Here is a 24,345-nt window from a genome sequence, read left to right as displayed (position 1 = left end):
ATTCTTTAATATTGATAGGTTGGTTCTATAGGGAATACATAAAACTGTCTTTCCGGTTTGAAATCAATCATCCATTGGTCTATTAACACATGATTGTCTAAAGCAGTAATGGATAGAGTGTGCATTCCTTTTGTCAGTCTGTGCTTGGTATTTCTTACTGCTTGTCCGCGAAGAACATTCTGCTTCCAGGATTCGGTACGAAATCCTTCTTTAAAGGAACATATCTGAGGCGTTTCACCATCTATGCTGACACTAAAGCGAATATCTCCTTTATCGTTCGGCTGTGTCGGGATGACGGCTGTACGCAGAATAGCCTCTCCTTCCCATGCACTTTCAAAATCAAAGGTGATTGTTTTTCCTTTTGGTAGGGATACAGCGTTCATGCTGTGTCCCAATGACTGAATGACGATCACCCCGTCTGTTGCTTTGGTATAGTTGCAAGCATTGGCAACAATACATTTGTCTTTTGATACCTCTTTCAGAGGGAGCGACTTGGTACTTTCAGGAAAAGTATATTTCTCAATTTCCTGATCAGTTAACCATATAGGGAGGGTAGGCGGATAAAATACGTATAAATCACGTGGATTGTAACACATGGAATATTTCCATTTACCACCGGCTAATTTATGATTATAATAATCTGTCAAGTCACGAATTTCCTGATAGGCTTTGATACTTTTTGCACAAGCATTCATCAATTGGCTTTCACGAGTCCACAAGTTAGTATCACAACTTCCCGGAAAAATGCAGCGTGCCCTTTGTGCTTCCAGCATTTTAGTACTCATAGCTGCTGCACCGAATACAGGATATTTAATTTGTGCAAAGAAAGCGTCTTTTCTCTCTTGAGGAATGATCGGTTCTACTTCGGACAGGATTCTTTTTATTGACTCATAGGATTCCAGATAACGGTCTAGTTCTCCGCCGAATTCTGTGAGACTGAAATCTGTGTTTTTGATCGGAGACCATCCTTTTATATATTTCTTTTTATCCAGTTCTACTTGGTTCCAGCCCATAAATTCCGGCTTGCGGATACCGCACAGACGATAAAATTCCAGCATGGCCGGCAATAACTTTTCTCCCGCTTCTGTACCGAATTCGCGACAAAGCCAATTTTTCTGATGCTGTACGAGGGTAGAGGGAGATACAGAGTTGATGTCCCATGCCATATCCAGAAAAAGTTCCAGGTCATAGGCTGCAGGTTTTAAATCATGTACATTGACAATCCACAGACGACGGGCATTGCAATCATAGGCTTGTTTCATTTCACTATAGACCAACCCCGGTTGGGTAGTGCATAGCCACATATAATCATGCGGACGTCCCCAATAACTGAGATGATAATATACACCGGCACCACCGCTGCGTTTTTGCTGTTCCTGGTCACTCAGGCGAGTCATGTAGCCATAATTGTCGTCACACCATATGAGTGTAATATCATCGGGTACCTGTAAACCGTTCTCCATAATCTGAAGTACTTCTTTATAGGGAACAAAAGCCTGTGGGATTTTCGCTACATCCTTTTTTACATATTTAGATAATAAGGTGCGTTGGTCATTTATGACTTGCTGCAAAGCATCGGTTTTTTCCTGAAGAGTTTTTACTCCTTCCATACCGCTGTCGTGAATACCTCTCATGCCTATCGTATAGAAGTTTTCATAGCGTCCGGCTTCTTTCAAGCGTTCTGTCCAATAGGACTGTACACTTTCACGATTCGTAATATAATTATACTCGCCTCGTTCGCTGACTTTCCATTCACCTACATTATTACGCATCAAAGGTTCACAATGAGAAGTGCCGATAACGATACCGCAGCTATCGGCAGCCTCTTTGGCTCCTGGTACAAAGTAGAAAGGAGTCGTAATTCCGTGCATACCCGGCCAGATGGCGTTGGCACGAAGACGCATCAGCAGCTTGAAAATCTCCTTATAAGTACGGGCACCGATTCGTCCTTTTGTGTCAGACGGTTCGAAGTTTTTCCAACTCCAAGGTTGTAAACTCCAGTCTTCGTCATTCAAAAAGATTCCACGATACTCTACTGAGGGGCTTTGAAAGGTTGTATAATCGGCAGGCAATGTTAATTGATTTTTCTTTATGGGTGTGACGTCTCCCCACCATACCCATGGAGACACACCGGCTAAACGGGACAATTCGAGTATTCCGTAGGCAGTCCCTCTGCCATCACTGCCTACCACCAGCAATTGTTTCTTATTGGAGCTTTCGGTAACTTTGATAAAAAAAGCATCCTTTTTACTCATAAGGCTATCTACAGGAACATCCTGTTTAAGAAGTTCTTTCAGTGCAGATCTATTCTTGTCCAATTGTACAATTTTAATAGCTGTATTTCCTGTATGAGTTTTTTGAGGCAATACTCCTGTCACTTGTTTCATGTCACCGGTAAACATATCCAGTGCAATTGTCACCACAGGAGATACGGATTTGGATACGGAATAGGTGATTGCTTGTTTCCCATTATACCAGACAAACTCACCCTCGTTGTGATTTGCCGCGGTGCAAACAATCCGATTTCCGAAAAGAAAAACTGAACAGAAGCATATCGCTATAAGCGACTTTCTGTTTCCATAAAAATTAGATTTCATAAACCAACCTTTTTAAATTAGACATTAGAGTTTTAATGTCACAAAGGTAACCGGCTGTCAGTATTAAAGGGGGGAGGCATTGCCCGATAAGGTTGAAAGATGTTCCTTCTACCTTTTCGGAACATCTTTCAACTCTCTTTCTTTGGAACTCAATTAAGTGTTTTTTGCCGATTTCATCGAGTATTCTGTAGGTTGCATACCGAATTCTTTCTTGAAACAGATCGAAAAATATTTAGGATCGTTGAACCCCACTTTGTATGCCAGATCAGAGATGCGGATATTCTTATTCTCATCCATGATTTTGCAGGCTGCTTTCAAACGAATGCTCCGTACAAAACTGGTTGTATTGAGTCCTGTGAGTGATTTCATCTTTTTGTGAAGTGTGGTACGACTTGTTGCCATCTCATTGACAAATTGAGTTACGTCAAACTCAGGATCATCCAGATGTCGGTTTACACAGTCAATGGCATCCTGGAGGAATTTCTCATCATCTGAAGTAATATTCGAAAAGAATTGTAGTTTGATATGGTGTACTTTGTCAGTTTCTCCTTTTTGCAGATACTTCCGATTACGCAACATAAGTCTTCGGCGTATTTCCCACCATATCAATCCTAAAAAAGATGCAGTCAGTAAAGCGTAAATAAGATATGCCCACCAGGTAGCCCAGAAAGGAGGTTCGATAAGGATTTCCATTGTCCGCATTTCTCCCCAGTCTCCATTCTCATTGGTGGCTCGTAATTCAAATACATACTCTCCCGCAGGTAATTGAGAATAATATGCATTACGGTTGGCGGCATTCACATAGTGCCAGTCTGTGTCAAAACCTTGCAGCCTGTATGCGTACTTGTTCAGTTGGGGCTGGTTGTAAGTGAGCGATGCAAAGCGGATAGTAAAATTGGTATATGCTGACGGGATGATGAGAGTCTTTGTATAATCGGCAGTAAAAGAGGATATCTTGCTTTTTTGCTGTTCCGGTATTTGTTCCAATGATTTGCCGTCTATTAATATATCCGTTATGCGCAAAGAAATATCAGAGTGTTTCTCCTTCATCATTTCGGAGTCAAAAGTAACTATTCCGCGGCTACATCCGAAATAGAAAGTTCCATTGCGATAAAAAGATGCGTTTTGATTAAAGAAGTTATCTGCTAATCCATCTGCAACAGTAAAAGTCCGTACTCTTCCTTTTTCCTCTCCGGTGATAGTCAATCTTGCCAATCCTTGATTAGTGCCTAACCAAAGGTTTCCATGATTATCTTCTTCCATACTGCCTACCATATCTCCCGGTAAATTGTATGCTTGATGGACGGATTCAAAACAATCATCTTGTACATTATACAGACAAAGTCCGCTTCCTTCTGTGCCTACCCATATTCTGCCGCTTTTATCCAATAGAAAACAAAGGGGAGTATTGACCGGTAACAGTTTGTTCTCCATACAGTAGTTTTGGCAATGTAATGATTCCGGTTGCTCCATATTTCCAGTTACGTGAACTATACCATTATTGTTGGTTGCCAGCCACAAGGAGCCGTCATTATCTTCCATTATGCAGGTAATTTCTTTAGAGAGTAAGGCATCAATGCCAGGCATACGGCTGAAACAATATTCACGACCATCCTTATATCGGACTCCAATTCCCTTATAGGTGCCTAGCCACCAATTCCCCTTACGGTCTTCATGTACCCAATATACCAGATCATGAGGAATGAAACCACAATTTGAAGTCTTATATTGGTGGATAATCTTTCCATTCTGACAAGCCATCACTCCGCCATCATGAATGGCGAGCAGCACTTCTTGGGAAGTAGGGCTGTAGGAAATGTGATAGGGACGTTTGGAGGGTATTAAAGATATCTTCTTGTCTCTCGACTGGTAATCCACTCCATATCCGAAACCAATCCAGGAAGCTCCATTCTCTTCTATATATAAGGTAGAGATCAAATCAGTAAAGAACTTCCCGTTACCACGTGGGTAGAGGACATCAAAAGAACGTGCGTGTGTATCTGCATGAAAAACTCCTGTTCCTTTTGTTCCAATCCACATCAATCCGTTTTTATCCCGAAAAACGGTGTTCACTTCGCGTACGGGCAAATAATGTTCTGGGTTCGATTCTTTGTAATTGATGAACGTCCCTTCGTTAGCCATATTCATAATGCCAATTCCATCCCGGCTTCCCAGCCATAACGAATGTGTCTGCAAGTCTTCATGGATAGAATAAATATAATCAGAAGGGATAGAGGAAATATTCAGAGGATCGTATCTGTAATTTTTTTCAATAGACAATGTCTGCTTGTCCGAAGAGAAATTAACCTTATAAAGACCATACCCGCTTGTTCCCACCCATAGAACTCCTCTGGAATCCTGAAATAATGACAAAACGGAATTGTTTTCGCTCAATGGAGGGTAATGGGTGAACTTATTCTCTTTTATGTGATAACGGTAGAGCCCGTCTTGCCAGGTACCAATCAGTAAATCACCATTTTCATCTTCAAGTATGGTTTGAACATTCTTTTGTTCGGGTACTTCGCCTTTACAATTCTTGTGTGTCATCAGGACCAATGTATCCTGTCCTGCATCGTAATATGCCATTCCACGGATATATCCCAGATAGACTTTGTTCTCTTTGGTTATGTGGATTTCGTTCAAACGATGTTTGTTGATTCCTTCCAGTTGCATTTTTCTCATTTGTCCCGTTTGCTTGTCGAGTACACAGAGACCTTCATGAGTTCCTATCCATAGTCTGTGGGAATAGTCTTCTTCTACGCAAAGTACATTATTATTGGTCAGTAGTCCCGGAGTGTAAAGATTTGATTTATATGTTCTGACTTCATAACCATCATACCGGAATAATCCATAGAAGGTGGGAATCCAGATGTAACCGTCCCGATCTTGATAGACCTGATGAACCATACTGTTGGGTAATCCGTCCGGAGTTGAGAATTGTTTGAATTCTAAATTCTTCAGACGATCCTGTGCATGGACGGGAAACATTAATAAAGTTGTTGTAATAAGAAGTAGCCAAAATATTCTATGTACCATTATACTGTATCCTATTAGATTCCATTTAACAAATATACGTGATTATCTTTAGATTCTTGCGTAAATAAATAAAAATATGGAATCAGGGAATGACAGTCTATGATTTTAGAGCCTCTATTTTCTTAGTTTAGAGGCTCTGTTTAGTACTAATAGAGCCTCTATTTACTAGATTTGCAGGCTCTGTTTATTATTAATTTTATACGTCGAATAATTGATTCAACCCCTCGCTCATACTCGGATGTGTGAAGATGAAGTCACGCAGGAACGTAGAAGTCTGCCCCGTCTTCATAGCCATTGCAACCATATTGATCAGTTCCGGAGCATCGGTACAGAACAGGGTACATCCCATAATCTTACCGCTATGGCTATTGATAATAGCTTTCAGCATCCCATCAGTCTGTTGCAAGGTACGCGAACGGACAATGGAGGTTGCCGGCAGTCGGGAGACTTTGAAAGAATACCCCTTTCTCAGTGCCTCCTCTTCCGTAATTCCGATATGTGCCAATGGCGGATCGATAAATACAGCATAAGGCAGAGGATCTCTGTCGTTGATGTCACGTTTCTTGTCTCCGAAAAGCTGATCCCGGATAATACGAAAATCATCCAGTGAGACATAGGTAAATTGCGCTCCTCCTTTTACATCTCCCATTGCCCATATATGAGGGGCATTGGTATGTAATTGGTCATTGACTACAATTGCCCCGTGCGCATCGACTTCTACACCGGCTGCTTGCAGGTTCAGTCCTTCAATCATTGGTTTGCGGCCTGTGGCAATAAGGATCGCATCACCGTCTACAAAGTAAGGAGTGCCGTCCGAAGTATCCGAATAAGTCAGAGTTACCCCGTCGTGTGTATCATGGATCGATTGTGTACGGACATTCAGACGAATCTCGACTCCTTTCTTCTCCATCACTTCCCGAACGCTTTTCGCAATATCCGAATCATTGCGGGGCATGAATCTGTTTCCTGCTTCGAGAAGAGTCACTTTACTTCCGAAGCCGGCGTACATCGAAGCAAACTCCAGTCCGATATAGCCTCCGCCTACAATAATCAGGTGCTTTGGCAGAATATCCAACTCCAGAAGAGTGGTACTGGTGTACACATTTCGACTTTGCTGAATCCCCTCTATATTGGGAATAATAGGTGTAGAGCCGGTATTGATAAAAATCTCTTTTCCCTGCAGTTCGATTTCTTCTTCGGGAAGAGCAACCTTCACCGTATTGGCTGAAACGAGAGACCCTTTACCTGTGTAAATAGTCACATTAGGGCGTTTACTTAATCTTTCGTAGTTATTTTCTCTTAAAAAAGAGGTAAGTTTGTTTTTTCTGGCGATCGCCTGCCTATACATGTTACTCTGCTTATCAAAATCATTGTGATAAAGCAGGGTGGAAATCTCTGATTCGTGAATCAAAGTTTTGGTTGGTATACAGGCTACGTTAGGGCAAGCCCCTCCGTACATTTCATCGGACTGTTCGATGACAGCGACCTGCCATCCTCTGTTGGAAAGTTCGGCAGCCAGTGTTTTTCCTGCCTTGCCGAACCCTATAATAATTGCATCATATTGTTTCATAACTTCCTTTCATTAACGATTTATACTCAGCTATTATAACACATGAAGAGTATATTTGTTTTGCGTCATATCCGGGAAGCAAAGGTGTCCGTAGCGGACAGAATCAGCTTTTTTTCAGTGTTTTGAGTACGCGTTGTGACGAGTCTGAAAGAAGCACTACGGCTCCTGCGAGAATAACGATATCTTTGATAACCAGTCTTCCGGCACCGGACAATAGCGGGAAGCCAAATTCATCTCCACCCAGATTCGGAACCCAGACTTCGGGCGTGGTGACAAGAAAGGATAGTGTGCCTAACGTCATAATGATGGCGAGCGTATCACCTACCAGCGCTACTTTCGGGAAGAAAATGCCCAGGAATACCAGAATACCGATACTCATGATGAGCGCTCCTAATCCATAGGAGAAAGTATAAGTGCGATTGGCTTCGTGCCAGGCGCGGTTTTCCGGAACGAAGGCTCCTTCCGGATTTTTGTGGTCTTTGTATTCAGGAGCATCTTTTGCATAGAAGAAGCTCATGAAGGGACTGTTGGCTACAAAAGGAACAATTCCGTCGGCTTCGTAGTGGAAATATTTCAGTCCACCGATCCATACGAATACGACTAAGATAGCTACACGGATAAACTTAATTCCGAAATTCTTCAAGTTGGAAGTGAAGGTAAGCAAAGCAATAAATTTCTCTTTCATTTTGCGGTCTTTTTATGGGTTTAACTTTATACCGCAAAGGTCGTGCTTTCTGCATACCCCCGAAATGGCAATACTTCCGCTTCACTTATCAATTCTTCCCAACTTCCGTATTTCTGAATTGTACGGCACTCTGTCCTGTCATGTTTTTGAAAAAACGGCTGAAAGAAGCTTGGTCTTCAAATCCCAGGATATCGGCAATTTCTTTCGCGCTCTTATTGCTGTAGAGCAGGAGGCGTTTGGCTTCCGCTTCCACCCGTTCGTGGATGACCCTTAGCGGAGAAGGCAGTTTACATGTTGAGAATATGTTCGAAAGTGTCTTCGGTGACTTGTGAAGCATATCGGCATAGTCCTGTACCTGCTTTTTGGTCCGGTAATGCTCGTCTACTAGGTTGTAGTATTGGCGGACAATCTCGAAGCCGGATTCTTTTTCGCGCGTGATATCCAGTCGCTGACGGGCGATTCGGGTGCATTGGATGATGAAACGCTTCAGCAGGATACGCAGCATTTCTTCCTGCAGGCTGTCGGAAACGGTGAACTCATTTTCCATGGCTTCGGTAATCTGGTCCAGTTGCCGGCGCTCTTCTTCGTTCAGTGTGAAGCGGACAAGGTGGGACGAGCCGTTGAAAAGGAAGCCGCTGCACGACACTTCGTGGTCGTTTCCATAGATACAATAGAAGTTGCTGTTGAACAGCAAAGTCATATATTCACCATCTATGGACTTAAATTCAAGATGCTGCAGATGAGTCAGTGAGATAACGTCGTCTTTTGAGAGTACCATCTCCTGATGGTCGATTTCTACTGTAATGCTTCCTTGGCGGACCCATATAAACTTATAGAGTCCTTTTTCTTTTTGCAAAGCTTTCTCTGTCAGATAAGAATCCGTGAGAGCGAGTGTTCCTTTTAGTTTGGTGTGATACTGTTGTAACATAATTTATTCCTCCATGGCTGATGCGTCAAATGATAGCGGTAGTAAATCGCCGATACTTTTTACTTCGTAGATACATTCCCTGCCGTATAGCAGAATACGGATAGGCTGGCCGTATCGTTTTTCCGTTTCCAGAATCACTTGGCGGCAGGCGCCACAAGGAGGAATAGGAGTTTCTATAAAGTCCTTTTCGGTTCTTGCTGCGATAGCGAGAGTATTTACCGGTTGGTCGGGATACTGCGAGTTGGCATAGAACAGGGTAGTACGTTCCGCACAAAGTCCCGACGGGTAAGCTGCGTTCTCCTGATTGGTTCCCGTCACAATGGTTCCGTTGTTCAGCAGTGCGGCGGCGCCTACCGAGAAATGCGAATAAGGAGCATAACTGCGGGCGGTTGCTTCCATGGCTGTTTTCATTAATGACCGGTCAGCTTCGTTCAGTTCATCGTATTGATATACTTTGATTATAGCGGTAATTGTGAGGTCCTTCATATCGGTAAATAGGTTAGTTCTACATTATTAATGTTACAAAGTTAGAAAAGAGATTGATAATCCCAATTATTTTTCAGATTTTTGTGTCCGATAATCCACATATAAGTTAAAATGGAGAACAAATTGTATAGACTAGTCTTTCTAACTGCCATTATCTTCTTTGCCGTAGGAGTACAGGCACAAAGACGGAATGCACGTTATGTAGAATATATAAATAAGTATAGCGACTTGGCTGTGGAGCAGATGAAGCTTCACAAAATTCCCGCAAGTATCACTCTGGCACAGGGATTGCTTGAAAGCGGAGCCGGAAACAGCCAGTTGGCACGCAAGAGTAATAATCATTTCGGTATTAAGTGTGGCGGCAGTTGGCGCGGACGTTCGGTACGTCATGACGACGATGCCCGCAATGAATGCTTCCGTGCCTACAAGCATCCCCGCGAATCGTACGAAGACCATTCCGACTTTCTGAAAAGAGGTGCCCGTTATGCCTTCCTTTTCAAACTCGATATCACCGATTACAAAGGATGGGCACGCGGATTGAAAAAGGCAGGATACGCCACAGACCCTTCCTATGCCAATCGACTGATTACGATTATCGAAGATTACGACCTGTATAAATATGACAGCAAAGGTGTCTACTCGGAACGCAAGTTGCGAAAGAACCCGTGGCTGCTGAGTCCGCATCCGGTGTATATCGCCAATGATATCGCCTATATCGTAGCCCGTAGTGGGGATACTTTCAAGGATTTAGGTAAGGAATTTGATATCAGCTGGAAGAAGTTGGTGAAGTATAACGACTTGCAGCGTGATTATACTTTGGTGAACGGAGATATTATCTATCTGAAGAGTAAAAAGAAGAAAGCATCCAAGCCTCATACTGTATATATTGTGAAAGACGGCGATTCTATGCATGCCATCTCGCAGAAATATGGTATCCGTCTCAAGAATCTGTACAAGATGAATCGTAAGGACGGAGAATATATTCCGGAGGTAGGAGATCGTTTGCGTCTGCGTTAGAAAACTTTATGCCATACTCATGTGTTATTATGTATGATAAAACATGATTAATATATGAGTCTAAATATTGCAAAGGACAGTAAGAAACGGGTCGTCATTGTAGGCGGTGGTTTCGGTGGCTTGAAGTTGGCTAATAAGCTGAAAAAATCAGGCTTTCAAGTTGTGTTGATAGATAAGAACAACTATCATCAGTTCCCTCCGTTAATTTATCAGGTGGCCTCGGCAGGTATGGAACCGACTTCCATTTCCTTCCCTTTCCGCAAGATATTCCAGCATCGGAAAGATTTTTATTTCCGTATGGCGGAAGTACGTGCTGTTTTCCCCGAAAAGAACATGATACAGACTTCCATAGGGAAGGCGGAATACGACTATCTGGTTCTTGCCGCAGGTACGACGACCAATTTCTTCGGTAATAAACATATCGAAGAGGAGGCCATGCCAATGAAAAACGTGTCCGAAGCTATGGGGCTCAGAAATGCGCTTCTCGCCAACTTGGAGCGTGCTGTGACCTGCTCCAACAAACAAGAACAGCAGGAGTTGCTGAATATCGTTGTCGTAGGTGGTGGTGCCACGGGAGTGGAAGTGGCGGGAGTACTTTCGGAAATGAAGAAATTTGTATTGCCGAATGATTATCCCGATATGCCCAGCAGTCTGATGCATATTTATCTGATAGAAGCGGGTCCGCGGCTACTTGCCGGAATGTCCGAAGACTCATCGAGCCATGCAGAACAGTTCCTCCGTGAAATGGGAGTCAACATTCTTTTAAATAAACGTGTCACGGATTACCGTGACCATAAGGTGACACTTGAAGACGGCAGTGAGATTGCTACCCGTACTTTTATTTGGGTAAGTGGAGTGACCGGAGTTTCTTTCGGGAATATGAATACGTCCGTAATCGGTCGTGGAGGCCGTATCAAAGTAGATGCCTTCAATCGGGTAGAAGGAACGAATAATGTATTTGCCATTGGTGACTTATGTATTCTTTCCGGTGACGAAGATTATCCGAACGGACATCCTCAACTGGCACAAGTTGCCATCCAGCAAGGGGAATTGCTGGCAAAGAATCTGATTCGCCTGGAAAAAGGAAAAGAGATGAAGCCTTTTCATTATCGTAACTTGGGGTCGATGGCGACTGTCGGGCGTAATCGTGCCGTGGCGGAATTCAGTAAGGTGAAGATGCAGGGATGGTTTGCTTGGGTAATGTGGCTGGTAGTGCATCTGCGCTCTATTCTGGGAGTACGCAATAAAGTAGTGGTGTTGTTGAACTGGGTATGGAATTACTTCACCTATGATCAGTCCATGAGAATGATTGTCTATGCCCGCAAGGCGAAAGAGATTCGTGACCGGGAAGCAATTGAGGCAACGACCCATTGGGGGAAAGACCTCATACAGGAGCCGCAACCGGCCAAACAAGAACCGCAACCAAACTCAAAAGAAATAGTATAGCACCGTTTTGCGATGGTGTCACTATCCGGTCGGTATAGTGACACTATTACAAGGAGATAGTGACACTATAACAACAGTATAGTGACACCATGTTTTTTTGAACGGTAAATTCGTACAAGGTGTCCGATATCGGACACCTTCTCTTTTTTATTATTCTCTGTTAATCAGTTGATTATGCTTTTGGCATAGATTTGGTATAATAAAAGGTAAAACAACTGAAAGTGAAATTGTAAATACTTAGATATGGACAGAGAAATACCCAAAGAAGTGCGTAACAAAGAACGCAATAAAAAGATCATCCGTTATTCATCGATAGGAGTAGTCGGTATAGTTGTTATCGGCATACTTATATCTGTCATGCGGACAGGAGTGGAAAAAAAGGATCTGGTACTTTCTACAGTTGATAAGGGAATGATTGAAGTTAGTGTCAGCGCCTCCGGTAAGGTAGTCCCTGCATTTGAAGAAATCATCAATTCGCCTATTAACAGCCGTATTGTTGAAGTATATAGAAAAGGTGGAGACAGTGTGGAAATCGGTACTCCGATTCTGAAACTCGACCTTCAGAGCACGGAAACGGAATATAAAAAACTGCTTGACGAAGAACAGATGCGTCGCTATAAGCTGGATCAGCTTCGCGTCAATAATCAGACGAAACTTTCCGATATGGCGATGCAGATTAAGGTCTCTGCCATGAAATTGAGCCGCATGAAAGTGGAACTTCGGAACGAACACTATCTGGACAGTCTGGGAGCGGGAACAACAGATAAAGTGCGTCAGGCAGAATTGAGCTATAACGTAGCACAACTGGAATACGAACAGCTCCAACAACAATATAAGAACGAAAAAGAAGTAGCGGCAGCCGAACTGAAAGTGCAGGAACTGGATTTCAATATCTTCCGTAAAAGTCTTGCCGAAATGAAGCGTACACTGGACGATGCCCAGATTCGGTCTCCACGTAAAGCGATTCTTACCTATATTAATAATCAGATCGGTGCTCAGATTTCGCAAGGCGGACAGGTGGCCATCATCTCAGACTTAAGTCATTTTAAGGTAGAAGGTGAAATAGCCGATACCTACGGTGACCGGGTAGCTGCCGGAGGAAAAGCGGTTGTGAAGATAGGTAATGACAAACTGGAAGGAACGGTCAGCAGTGTGACACCCCTGTCTAAAAACGGAGTCATTTCTTTTACAGTGCAGTTGAAAGACGATAACAACCCCCGTTTACGTTCGGGACTGAAAACGGACGTTTATGTGATGAATGCCGTGAAGGAAGATGTGATGCGGATGGCAAACGCTTCTTTCTATGTGGGACGTGGTGAGTATGAACTTTTCGTCCGGACATCCGATGACGAACTGGTGAAACGTAAAGTACAACTGGGAGATTCCAACTTTGAATATGTGGAAGTGGTGAGTGGTTTACAACCGGGAGATGTAGTGGTAGTCAGTGACATGAGCTCTTATAAGAACAAGAATAAGCTGAAAATGAGATAAAAACGATCTAAATTAAATACTTATAGTTATGATAACATTGACTTCTCTCTCTAAGATTTACCGTACGGACGAGATTGAAACGGTAGCACTGGAGAACGTGAATCTGACCGTAGACCGCGGAGAATTTCTAAGCATTATGGGACCGTCCGGATGTGGCAAATCCACTTTGCTGAATATCATGGGATTGCTTGATGCACCCACAACAGGAACTGTCGAAATTAACGGTACGCACACCGAGGGAATGAAAGATAAGCAACTGGCGGCTTTCCGTAACAAAACACTGGGTTTTGTATTCCAGTCTTTCCATCTTATTAATTCACTTAATGTGATGGATAACGTTGAGTTACCGTTACTCTATCGTCGTATCAGCAGCGGTGAACGCAAGCGTTTGGCGAAGGAAGTACTGGAAAAAGTCGGATTGAGTCATCGTATGAATCACTTTCCGACGCAGCTTTCCGGTGGTCAGTGTCAGCGTGTGGCCATAGCGCGTGCAATTATCGGTCATCCGGAGATAATTCTTGCCGATGAACCTACCGGTAATCTGGATTCTAAGATGGGTGCCGAAGTCATGGAACTTCTCCATCGGCTGAATAAGGAAGACGGCCGCACTATCGTTATGGTGACACATAATGAAGAACAGGCGAAACAGACTTCAAGAACTATCCGTTTCTTCGATGGCCGTCAGGTACAGTAATCCCCTTTTAAACTCTAAAAAAGCTAATCATGACAAAGAATATTTTTATAACTGCTGTTGCGGTATTATTAAGTGTAGCCCTTTGCCCGCTTTGGGCACAAAATGTGAATGAAGACTGTAAAGTAGGCGAATTTTCCGCTATCAATCTGCGGTCGGTAGGTAACATTATTTTCACTCAGTCCGATACTTATTCCTGTCGGATGGAAGGTCCTTTGGAATATGTCGATAAAACAAAAGTAACGGTAAAAGGAGAAACATTGGTTATCGAATATAAGCAGAAGAATGTAAAAAACGTCAAGAACCTGACGTTCTATATCACAGCCCCTGATTTGAAGAATGTAAAGATCGATGGTGTCGGCAACTTCAATGCCAAAGAAACCCTGAAGCTGAAAAATATAACTTTCAAACTCGACGGAGTGGGGAACTGTGAGGTGAAAAAGCTTCATTGTGATGAGTTGGAATTAATGGTAGACGGGGTAGGGAATATGAACGTCAATGTAAATTGCAACACTGTGAAAGCCAAAGTGGATGGAGTCGGAAATATCACATTGTCCGGCAAGGCGGACAGAGCTTCCCTGAAGCGTGACGGAGTAGGCAGAATCAATCATAAAGGCCTGAAATGTCCGGATGTGAGCACGAAAGGCTGGGGATTCTGATAAAAGTATGAAAATGAATGAGAAGATAATGAGATTACAATGATAAAACTCTATTTCAAACAAGCATTTCACCTGTTGAAGGAGAATAAACTACTTTCTTCTATCTCTATCATAGGTACGGCATTGGCTATTGCTATGATTATGGTGATTGTGATCACATTGCGTGCTACTATTGCACCCTTTGCTCCGGAAAGCTATCGTGACCGTATGTTGATTTTCAGGTATGCGGGATTTCAGTATAAAGCAAACGAGAACTGGCAGAGTAACGGACCTGTTTCTTATAAGACAGCGAAAGCCTGTTTTAAAGAAATGACTACGCCCGAAACTGTATCTATAACCAGTAGTTTCTCTGAAACGATGCTGGCTGCCAAGCCAGCGGGAGAAAAGGTTAGTTGCAGCGTATTGCAGGTGGATGATGATTTCTGGAAAGTGTTTAAGTTCGATTTCCTTTCGGGATATCCGTTTGATAAGGCAACTTTTGATGCCGGTGCAACAAAAGCTGTAATATCTGAGGATATAGCCCGGCAATTGTTCGGAACGTCGGATGTAGTCGGAAAAACATTCCTTTTAAATCACTCCGCTTATATGATTTGTGGAGTTGTACGCCCCGTTTCCAAACTGGCGCGGTATGCTTATGCCCAGATTTGGATTCCTTTAAGTTCAACAGATGCATTTACCGCCAGTTGGGGTGAATATGGAATTATGGGAATGGTGAGTGTCTACATTCTGGCTAAATCTCAGGATGACTTTCCGGCAATCCGTATGGAAGCTGAACGTCTCAGAGACAGATATATGGAAGGTTATCCGGATTATGAATTGCTTTATCGTGACCAGCCGGATACTTATTTTGTGGCGGCACAACGATATTCAGCCAATAATCCTCCGGCTGTGAAGCAGGCTGTCCGTCAGTACATAATAACGTTAATCATTCTGCTGATCGTACCTGCTGTCAACCTTTCCGGACTGACATTGTCGCGTATGCGCAAACGCCTTTCCGAAATCGGCGTTCGAAAAGCTTTCGGTGCGCCCAGGCACGAACTGATGATGCAGGTGCTTTCTGAGAATATGCTTTATTCACTGTTGGGTGGAGTGCTCGGATTAATACTGAGTTATGGCGCAACTTTTTTCTTGGGGAGTATGCTGTTTTCTATTGACTTTATGGGTAATGGTGTGACGGATTTGCGGACCATGTGTATGGATCTGCTGTTTGATCCAGTTGTGTTCTTGCTCGCATTCTTTGCCTGCTTTGCACTTAATTTATTGAGTGCTGCCATTCCGGCATGGAGAGTGACACGGACAAATATTGTGGATGCCATCAATGAGAGATAACCGAAACATTCAACAAACTAATTTTTAAGAAGATGCAACTGTTAAAACAAATATGGAACGAACGTCGCTCGAACGGGTGGCTGTGGGCAGAATTGCTGATTGTTTTCGTGGTACTGTGGTACATTGTCGATTGGACGTATGCAACAGCGCGTACTTATTACGAACCGCTGGGATATGATATCACCAATACTTACTATCTGGAACTCAGTCTGAAAAACAATAAGAGTGATTCTTATATTCCGAAGGGACAGAAAGAAACGACGACGGGGCAAGACATTGTCGAACTGGCTAACCGTCTCCGTCGCTTGCCGGAAGTGGAGGCTGTCTCGATATCAGTAAATGCACGTCCGTATATAGGAAGTAATTCCGGTATCCGTTTTCGCCTTGATACGCTGGTGCGCAGTCCGCTGCGACGTCCGGTAACACCGGAGTTTTTTCAGGTGTTCCGTTATCAAAGTGCGGATGGACAGGGATATCAGCCTTTAATGCAGGCTATAAAAAACGGAAATGCGGTTCTCAGCGAGAATATATGGCCCGACGATTATAAAGGTGACCGCACGTTGCTGGGAAAAGAAGTCGTGAATGTGGATGATTCTACAGACGTCTATAAAATAGCTGCCGTATCGACTAAGGTACGTTACAATGATTTTTGGCCAAATTACAGCGACCGATATATGGCTATTCCTCTTACGGAAGCACAATTGGCCGAGATTAATGATGACCTGTATCCGCTCAATACGGAAGTTTGCCTGCGTGTAAAGCCGAATACGGCTCCCGGCTTTCCGGAGCGTCTGATGGAACAGTCGGATACCCAGTTCAGTGTGGGAAATCTTTTTATACTGAAGGTACACGATTACGAGATGATACGTGAGGATTATAATCGTACCAATGTCAATCAGATGCAGACGCGGTTTTGGATGATGGGCTTTCTGTTGGTGAATATCCTGTTGGGAATAGTCGGTACATTCTGGTTTCGTACCCAGCATCGTCGTGGAGAACTCGGACTTCGTGTTGCAGTCGGTTCCACCCGCATGGGGCTCTGGCACCGTCTTAATAAAGAAGGATTGTTGCTGCTGACGCTGGCCGCTTTGCCCGCTGCTGTTCTTTGTTATAATATTGGTTATTTGGAACTGACGGAAGGTAGTATAGAGTGGAGTACCATTCGTTTTCTTATCACATTCTGTGTGACAAGTCTTTTGATGGCTTTGATGATACTCATAGGCATCTGGTTCCCTGCCCGGCAGGCTATCCGCGTGCAGCCGGCAGAAGCCTTGCGTGAGGAATAAAAAACTGAGGCTATTTGCATTGTTTTCAATATAATAACTTATCTTTGTGGGCTAAATGTTGAAAACAATGCTGTTTTTTGCTTATGAACCGACAATATTACTGTTTGTTAGTAGTTTTGTTCTTCGTTGTTTTTGCCCGGGCGGCTGCAGCAGAACATACATACAATATACTTTTTATCCAATCGTATACCTCGCAAACTCCCTGGCACAACGACCTGAATGAGGGGTTGGCAAAGGGGTTCAAGGAGAATGGACTGACAGTAAATATTACTACTGAATATCTGGATGCGGATTTCTGGTCATTCAATTCGGAGAAAGTGATTATGCGGCGTTTTTGTCAGCGTGCCCGCGACAGGAAGACGGATATGATTATCACATCAAGCGATGAGGCTTTCTATACTCTTTTCTCTTCCGGCGATTCGTTGCCTTATCAGGTTCCGGTTGTGTTTTTCGGAATCAAATATCCCGATAAAGAACTTATAGCAAGTCTTTCCAATGTATGCGGATTCACCGCTAATCCCGATTTTTATGTGATCTTAAAACAGGCACAAAAGGTATTTCCCCAACGGAAAGAGGTGATATGTGTGATTGACAATAGTTTTCTGAGTAATAAGGGACGTGAGGACTTCAAACAAGAATGGCAGCTTTTTCAGGAAGAGAATCCGGATTACAAGATGAAGCTCTACAATACCCAGCATGAATCAACCAATCATATTATTGCGGCTATCTGTTATCCCCGCAATAGCTACGCGCGGGTTGTGGTCGCTCCCAAATGGTCACCGTTCCTTTCGTTTGTAGGCAAGAACTCCAAAGCGCCGGTCTTCTCCAGTCAGAATGTGGGATTGATGAATGGTGTATTTGCGGCATATGACGCAGACGCCTATACCTCTGCGATGTCTGCTGCAAAGAAGGCGTCGCGAGTGTTGAAGGGTGAATCTCCCTTGAAACTGGGTGTGACGGAGACGGAACAGGGATTTATTTACGATTACAAACAGCTGGACTTCTTCCATATAGATCCGGATAAGGTTTCCTCCAGTGGTATTATCGTTAATCAGCCGTATTGGGAAAGATATAAATTATTGTTTATTCTTCTTTATCCATCTATCCTGGCATTGTTGATCGTCTCTATCGTGTGGCTCATTCGTGTCAACCGTCGCGAAGCCAAACGACGGATACATGCCCAGACCCGCTTGTTGGTGCAGAATAAACTGGTGGAACAGCGGAATGAGTTTGATAATATCTTCCACTCTATACGCGACGGGGTGATCACGTATGATACTGATCTTCATATTCACTTTACCAACCGTTCTCTGTTGAAGATCCTTCATTTACCCTCAGAATCGGGCGGACGGAATTATGAAGGAATGATGGCAGGCAGTATTTTCAAAATATACTATAACGGTCAGGATATCCTTTACAAGATATTGAAGAAGGTGGGAGAAACCGGGCAAAGTGTCATTATTCCCGATGGAGCTTTTATGAAAGAAGTGCATAGCGAACATTATTTCCCGGTTTCCGGAGAAATTGTTCCGATTCATTCCGGCGGACAGATTACCGGTATGGCACTTTCGGCACGCAACGTATCGGATGAAGAAATGCAGAAACGTTTCTTTGACATGGCTGTGGAGGAAAGTTCCATTTACCCTTGGCAGTTTGATGTGGAGAGCAATAGTTTCATCTTTCCGCAAGGTTTTCTTGCTCGTTTTGGTTATGATGAGTCGATTACTTCCATCACCCGCGACGAAATGGATCGTATGGTTTATCCGGAGGATTTGAAGGAAATGCGTATTCTCTTTGATAAAACATTGGCGGGAAAAGAAACCAATACCCGTTTGAATTTCCGTCAGCGCAATGCCAATGGTGAATATGAATGGTGGGAATACCGTTCCTCTGTTATTTCCGGTCTGACGAGAGATTCGTTATATAATATATTAGGTGTATGCCAAAGCATCCAACGCTATAAGACGGCAGAACAGGAAATGAGAGAGGCGCGTGATAAAGCACTTCAGGCTGACAAACTGAAATCTGCTTTCCTTGCCAATATGAGTCACGAAATCCGTACACCACTGAATGCTATTGTCGGTTTCTCCGACTTGTTGAGCGATACAAGCGGCTTTTCCGAAGAAGAAGTAGCACAGTTTATAGCAACGATCAATAAGAACTGCGGATTGTTACTTGCATTGATTAATGATATTCTCGATTTGTCCCGTATCGAGTCAGGAACAATGGAATTTATGTTTGCCAATCATAATTTGCCTCTGCTGCTGAAGACAGTACATGATTCTCAACAACTGAATATGCCTCCGAGAGTGGAACTGTTGCTTCGTATGCCCGATAATGAGAAAAAATACCTGGTGACAGATAATGTCCGTCTCCAACAAGTCGTCAATAATCTGATCAATAATGCTGCCAAGTTTACGACTTACGGTTCCATTACTTTCGGATATGAGGAAGATGAAGATCCCGAATATACCCGAATCTTTGTGGAAGATACGGGAGTCGGCATTTCCGAAGAAGGTATCCGTCATATCTTCGAACGATTCTATAAGGTGGACAACTTTACACAGGGAGCCGGTCTTGGATTGAGTATCTGCCAGACGATTGTCGAACGTCTGAGAGGAACGATCTTTGTGACTTCCGAAGTAGGCAGGGGAACTCGCTTTACTGTACGTATCCCGAATTTCTGCGAATAAGACTGAACGTTCATTTCTGTGCATAGTGTCCGAAAATGAACACTGATACATTTCTCTAACCGATTGATAGTAAAAGTATTATTCTTTTGGCACATGGTTTGATTCTATCTGACTGGAAAATACCGTGTACAATGAAAAAGAAAAGTATATTGTTTGTTCTGGCTGCAATTTGTCTGCCTTTGGCAGTGTCGGCACAGAAAGAGAGGGAAATCACCTTGAACGAAGCTATCGCTATGGCGCGTATGCAGTCTGTTGATGCTGCCGTTGCCTTGAATGAGTTGAAAACATCTTATTGGGAATATCGCACATTCCGTGCCGATCTTCTTCCGGAAATCAATCTGAAAGGAACACTGCCTAATTACAATAAATCTTACGGCTCCTATCAGAATCCGGACGGTTCTTACAGCTTTGTCCGCAACAGCGCCTTAGGTCTTTCCGGTGAACTTTCCATCGATCAGAATATCTGGCTTACCGGTGGACAACTTTCACTAACCTCTTCCCTCGACTACCTAAAGCAACTGGGTAATAGCGGTGATCGCCATCTGATGTCCGTTCCTGTTACTTTAAAACTGACCCAACCTATTCTTGGTGTGAATAATGTGAAGTGGAACAGGCGTATAGAACCTGTGCGATATGCCGAAGCGAAAGCGGAATTTATCACAGCTACCGAAGAAGTGACGATGCGGGCTATTACTTATTATTTTGATCTGCTGTTGGCGAAGGAGACTCTTGGAACCGCCCGTCAGAACTTGACGAATGCCAATCAGCTTTACGAAGTGGCTATAGCTAAACGCAAGATGGGACAGATTTCGGAAAATGAACTTCTCCAGTTAAAACTTTCGGCATTGAATGCAAAGGCTGCGTTGACCGAAGCTGAAAGTGATCTGAATGCCAAGATGTTCCAGCTTCGTGCCTTTCTGGGAGTGGGAGAGGAGGAAATCCTCCGTCCTGTCGTTCCCGAATCAGTAGATTGTGGTAAGATGGAATATAATATGGTATTGAATAAAGCGCTGGAACGTAATTCGTTTGCTCAGAATATTCGTCGCCGTCAGTTGGAAGCCGATTATGCGGTAGCTACGGCACGTGGTAATCTGCGTAGCATTAATTTGTTTGCCAGCGTAGGATATACGGGAGAGAGTCGTGAACTTTCCAGTGTCTACAGGAACTTGCAGGATAATCAGATTGTGCAGGTAGGCGTTCAGATTCCGATTCTGGACTGGGGAAAGAGACGCGGGAAGGTACGGGTAGCAAAAAGCAACCGCGATGTAGTGCTTTCGAAGATACGGCAGGAACAGATCAACTTCAATCAGGACATATTCTTGCTGGTAGAGCATTTCAATAATCAGGCACAGCAATTGGAGATAGCCAAAGAGGCGGATGGCATAGCGCAGCAACGTTACAAAACCAGTATTGAAACCTTCCTGATAGGTAAAATCAACACGCTGGATTTAAATGACGCCCAGAACGCCAAAGATGAGGCGCGCCGGAAACACATCTCCGAGCTTTATTATTACTGGTATTACTTTTATCAGATCCGTAGTCTGACCCTTTGGGATTTCCAGGCTAACACGGAGTTGGAAGCAGATTTTGATGAAATAGTGCGGCAATAGGGATTAATCGGGTTATTTGTTGCTTGTATTGAGTATTTACAATATCTTTGTCATAAGTAATTTAAGCTATGATTTTAATAATAGACGACGACAACGCAGTACGCTCTTCACTCAGTTTTATGCTGAAACGGGCTGGATATGAGGCACAAACGGTTCCCGGTCCCCGGGAAGCTATGGAGGTGGTGCGTTCCGTAGCACCGGATTTAATCTTAATGGATATGAACTTCACCCTTTCTACTACAGGTGAAGAAGGGCTGACTTTGCTCAGGCAAGTGAAAATATTCCGTCCGGAAACTCCGGTGATACTGATGACCGCCTGGGGAAGCATACAGCTTGCCGTGCAAGGTATGCAGGCAGGAGCCTTCGATTTTATCACCAAACCTTGGAATAATGCGGCATTGTTGCAACGTATCGAGACGGCTTTGGAACTGGCAGGCTCTCCCAAAGAGACAACGCAGGAACAGAATGACGCTTTCGACCGTCGTCATATCATCGGACGTAGTCGGGGACTGACAGAAGTACTGAATACCATTGCCCGTATAGCAAAGACGAATGCTTCCGTACTGATCACCGGAGAAAGTGGGACGGGCAAGGAGCTGATAGCCGAGGCGATACACATCAACAGCCAGCGTGCCAAACAGCCTTTTGTCAAAGTGAACTTGGGAGGAATCTCCCAAAGTCTGTTCGAAAGTGAAATGTTCGGCCATAAGAAAGGAGCTTTTACGGATGCTTCCTCCGACCGTATCGGACGCTTTGAGATGGCGAACAAAGGAACCATCTTTCTGGACGAGATCGGTGATCTCGACCCTTCTTGTCAAGTGAAGCTCTTGCGGGTGTTACAAGATCAGACGTTTGAAGTATTGGGAGACAGCCGTCCCCGTAAGACGGATATTCGTGTCGTCTCCGCTACCAATGCCGATTTACGCAAGATGGTGGGCGAACGTACTTTCCGCGAAGATTTGTTTTACCGTATTAATCTGATTACCGTCAGACTGCCGGCTTTGCGTGAGCGCCGGGAGGATATTCCCTTGCTGGCACGTCACTTTGCCGATCGTCAGGCAGAGGCCAACGGTTTTCCTCGCACCGAATTTTCAGCGGATGCCTTGCAGTTTCTGAGTCGCTTACCTTATCCGGGAAATATCCGTGAATTGAAGAATCTGGTAGAACGTACGATTCTGGTCAATGGAAAGCCGACGCTTGATGCCGCCGACTTTGATGCTCAGTATATCCGTCACGAAGATCAGAAAGTCGCCGAAGGCGCATCCTTTGCTGGTATGACTCTGGATGAAATAGAACGGCAGACGATTTTGCAGGCTTTGGAGCGTCATAAGGGAAATTTGAGTCAGGTAGCTACAGCGCTTGGCATCAGTCGTGCCGCCCTTTACCGTCGTTTGGAGAAGTTTGGAATCAGTGTTTAGAAGATAGACCTTACTATTATTATGCGTATAAAAGGATTTTTTGGTATACTCGTTTTCCTGCTTCTGGTCTTGGGGGGTGGATTGCTTTTTCTTTCAAGCCGGTTGAACCTGATCTATTTCTATATAGGAGAGGGGTTGGTCCTTTTTATCCTGTGTTATCTCCCGTTTTTCTATCGTAAAATTGTGAAACCGCTGAACTCTATCGGAAGCGGTATGGAACTGTTGCGCGAACAGGATTTCAGCAGCCGGTTAAGTCCCGTGGGGCAATATGAAGCCGACCGTATCGTGAACGTCTTCAACCGGATGATGGAGCAACTAAAGAATGAACGTCTCCGTCTCCGCGAACAGAATAACTTCCTTGACCTGCTGATTAAAGCCTCTCCGATGGGAGTCATCCTCACCACATTGGACGAGGACCTTTCCGAGCTGAACCCGATGGCGCAGAAAATGCTGGGTGTCCGTCAGGAAGATGTCTTGGGCAAAAAGATGAACGAGATAGATTCTCCGCTTGCCGCCGAACTGGCAAACGTGCCGAAGGGAGAAACGGCTACCGTCCGTCTGAATGATTCGAATATTTATAGATGTACGCATTCCTCTTTTATTGACCGTGGATTTCAGCACCCCTTCTTCCTGATAGAAAGTCTGACGGACGAAGTGATGAAGGCAGAGAAGAAAGCCTACGAGAAAGTGATCCGCATGATTGCCCACGAAGTGAACAACACTACTGCCGGAATAACCTCCACACTGGATACGGTAGAACAGGCGCTTTCTACCGAAGAAGGCATGGATGATATTTGCGATGTCATGCGTGTATGTACCGAACGCTGCTTCTCTATGAGCCGTTTCATCACCCGTTTTGCCGATGTAGTGAAGATTCCCGAACCGACGCTCACGCCTGTCGACCTGAATGACCTCGCATTTACCTGCAAGCGTTTTATGGAAGGTATGTGTGCCGACCGGAACATAAAACTTCGTCTGGAGATAGACGAAACGTTGAAAGAGGTAAAAATGGATGCCTCCCTCTTCGAACAGGTACTGGTAAACATCATCAAGAATGCTGCGGAAAGCATCGAAAAGGATGGCGAGATTATCGTCCGCACCCTTTCTCCTGCCACTATCGAAGTGGTGGACAACGGTAAGGGAATCAGTAAAGAGGTGGAAGCGAAGCTGTTCAGCCCGTTCTTCTCCACCAAGCCCAATGGTCAGGGAATCGGACTGATCTTTATCCGGGAGGTTCTGATGCGTCACGGCTGCACTTTCTCTCTGCGGACTTATGCCGACGGATTGACCAGATTCCGTATTCTTTTTCCCTGATCAAATGTCAAACGAGAACAGTTCTTCCGCTATATAGACCTTTTTTTGTTCTGAAATCCCTCCTACCTTTGCCCCGCTCAATTCAATAG

Annotated in this window: 17 protein-coding genes; 11 read left to right on the top strand and 6 right to left on the bottom strand. The window is 44.1% G+C overall.

Going from position 1 to position 24,345, the window contains the following annotated elements:
• Positions 1-5: 5 nt before the first annotated feature.
• The 6 genes from ACHLI0_RS05755 to cdd all read right to left on the bottom strand — a co-directional run bounded on the left by ACHLI0_RS05755 (position 6) and on the right by cdd (position 9,302).
• Complete coding sequence (locus ACHLI0_RS05755) at positions 6-2,597, bottom strand: glycosyl hydrolase 115 family protein (protein ID WP_490748639.1); 2,592 nt, start codon at positions 2,595-2,597, stop codon at positions 6-8.
• A gap of 153 nt (positions 2,598-2,750) precedes the next feature.
• The gene (locus ACHLI0_RS05750; protein ID WP_414202968.1) at positions 2,751-5,585 is read right to left on the bottom strand and encodes a ligand-binding sensor domain-containing protein; all 2,835 of its coding nucleotides are present in this window, start codon (positions 5,583-5,585) and stop codon (positions 2,751-2,753) included.
• A 244-nt stretch (positions 5,586-5,829) separates the two neighbouring features.
• Entirely contained in the window at positions 5,830-7,203 is a 1,374-nt protein-coding gene (locus ACHLI0_RS05745) for an FAD-dependent oxidoreductase (RefSeq protein ID WP_414202966.1), read from the bottom strand.
• A gap of 103 nt (positions 7,204-7,306) precedes the next feature.
• The gene (locus tag ACHLI0_RS05740; RefSeq protein ID WP_414202965.1) at positions 7,307-7,888 is read right to left on the bottom strand and encodes a DUF417 family protein; all 582 of its coding nucleotides are present in this window, start codon (positions 7,886-7,888) and stop codon (positions 7,307-7,309) included.
• An 88-nt stretch (positions 7,889-7,976) separates the two neighbouring features.
• Positions 7,977-8,816: an AraC family transcriptional regulator gene (locus tag ACHLI0_RS05735; RefSeq protein ID WP_011107849.1), complete on the bottom strand. Its 840-nt coding sequence runs from the start codon at positions 8,814-8,816 to the stop codon at positions 7,977-7,979.
• Between the two features lie 3 nt (positions 8,817-8,819).
• Complete coding sequence (gene cdd / locus ACHLI0_RS05730) at positions 8,820-9,302, bottom strand: cytidine deaminase (RefSeq protein ID WP_008762228.1); 483 nt, start codon at positions 9,300-9,302, stop codon at positions 8,820-8,822.
• Positions 9,303-9,413: 111 nt separating this feature from the next.
• Here cdd and ACHLI0_RS05725 point away from each other — a divergent pair, with 111 nt between their 5' ends.
• From ACHLI0_RS05725 to ACHLI0_RS05675, 11 genes are all read left to right on the top strand, one after another.
• Entirely contained in the window at positions 9,414-10,319 is a 906-nt protein-coding gene (locus ACHLI0_RS05725) for a glucosaminidase domain-containing protein (RefSeq protein WP_011107847.1), read from the top strand.
• Between the two features lie 54 nt (positions 10,320-10,373).
• Positions 10,374-11,765 carry an NAD(P)/FAD-dependent oxidoreductase gene (locus tag ACHLI0_RS05720; RefSeq protein ID WP_054959969.1) on the top strand — a complete coding sequence of 464 codons (1,392 nt, stop codon included), beginning with the start codon at positions 10,374-10,376 and terminating at the stop codon, positions 11,763-11,765.
• 243 nt (positions 11,766-12,008) lie between these two features.
• The gene (locus tag ACHLI0_RS05715) at positions 12,009-13,256 is read left to right on the top strand and encodes an efflux RND transporter periplasmic adaptor subunit (protein WP_490748637.1); all 1,248 of its coding nucleotides are present in this window, start codon (positions 12,009-12,011) and stop codon (positions 13,254-13,256) included.
• A 28-nt stretch (positions 13,257-13,284) separates the two neighbouring features.
• Positions 13,285-13,950, top strand: a complete 666-nt coding sequence (locus tag ACHLI0_RS05710; RefSeq protein ID WP_008762231.1) for an ABC transporter ATP-binding protein — start codon at positions 13,285-13,287, stop codon at positions 13,948-13,950.
• 29 nt (positions 13,951-13,979) lie between these two features.
• Positions 13,980-14,606: a GIN domain-containing protein gene (locus ACHLI0_RS05705; protein ID WP_490748636.1), complete on the top strand. Its 627-nt coding sequence runs from the start codon at positions 13,980-13,982 to the stop codon at positions 14,604-14,606.
• 39 nt (positions 14,607-14,645) lie between these two features.
• Positions 14,646-15,935 carry an ABC transporter permease gene (locus ACHLI0_RS05700; protein ID WP_490748634.1) on the top strand — a complete coding sequence of 430 codons (1,290 nt, stop codon included), beginning with the start codon at positions 14,646-14,648 and terminating at the stop codon, positions 15,933-15,935.
• 32 nt (positions 15,936-15,967) lie between these two features.
• Positions 15,968-17,221: an ABC transporter permease gene (locus ACHLI0_RS05695; RefSeq protein ID WP_490748633.1), complete on the top strand. Its 1,254-nt coding sequence runs from the start codon at positions 15,968-15,970 to the stop codon at positions 17,219-17,221.
• Positions 17,222-17,304: 83 nt separating this feature from the next.
• The gene (locus tag ACHLI0_RS05690; protein ID WP_490748632.1) at positions 17,305-19,914 is read left to right on the top strand and encodes a sensor histidine kinase; all 2,610 of its coding nucleotides are present in this window, start codon (positions 17,305-17,307) and stop codon (positions 19,912-19,914) included.
• A 131-nt stretch (positions 19,915-20,045) separates the two neighbouring features.
• Positions 20,046-21,524: a TolC family protein gene (locus tag ACHLI0_RS05685; RefSeq protein WP_490748631.1), complete on the top strand. Its 1,479-nt coding sequence runs from the start codon at positions 20,046-20,048 to the stop codon at positions 21,522-21,524.
• Between the two features lie 68 nt (positions 21,525-21,592).
• Entirely contained in the window at positions 21,593-22,942 is a 1,350-nt protein-coding gene (locus tag ACHLI0_RS05680) for a sigma-54-dependent transcriptional regulator (protein ID WP_490748630.1), read from the top strand.
• Between the two features lie 21 nt (positions 22,943-22,963).
• Entirely contained in the window at positions 22,964-24,256 is a 1,293-nt protein-coding gene (locus ACHLI0_RS05675) for a sensor histidine kinase (protein ID WP_414186520.1), read from the top strand.
• The last annotated feature ends 89 nt before the right edge of the window (positions 24,257-24,345 follow it).

The sequence above is a fragment of the Bacteroides sp. RCH18 genome, assembly GCF_058231005.1.
The sequence above is the reverse complement of the archived record's forward strand: the minus strand, read 5'-3'. Positions and strand labels throughout refer to the sequence as shown.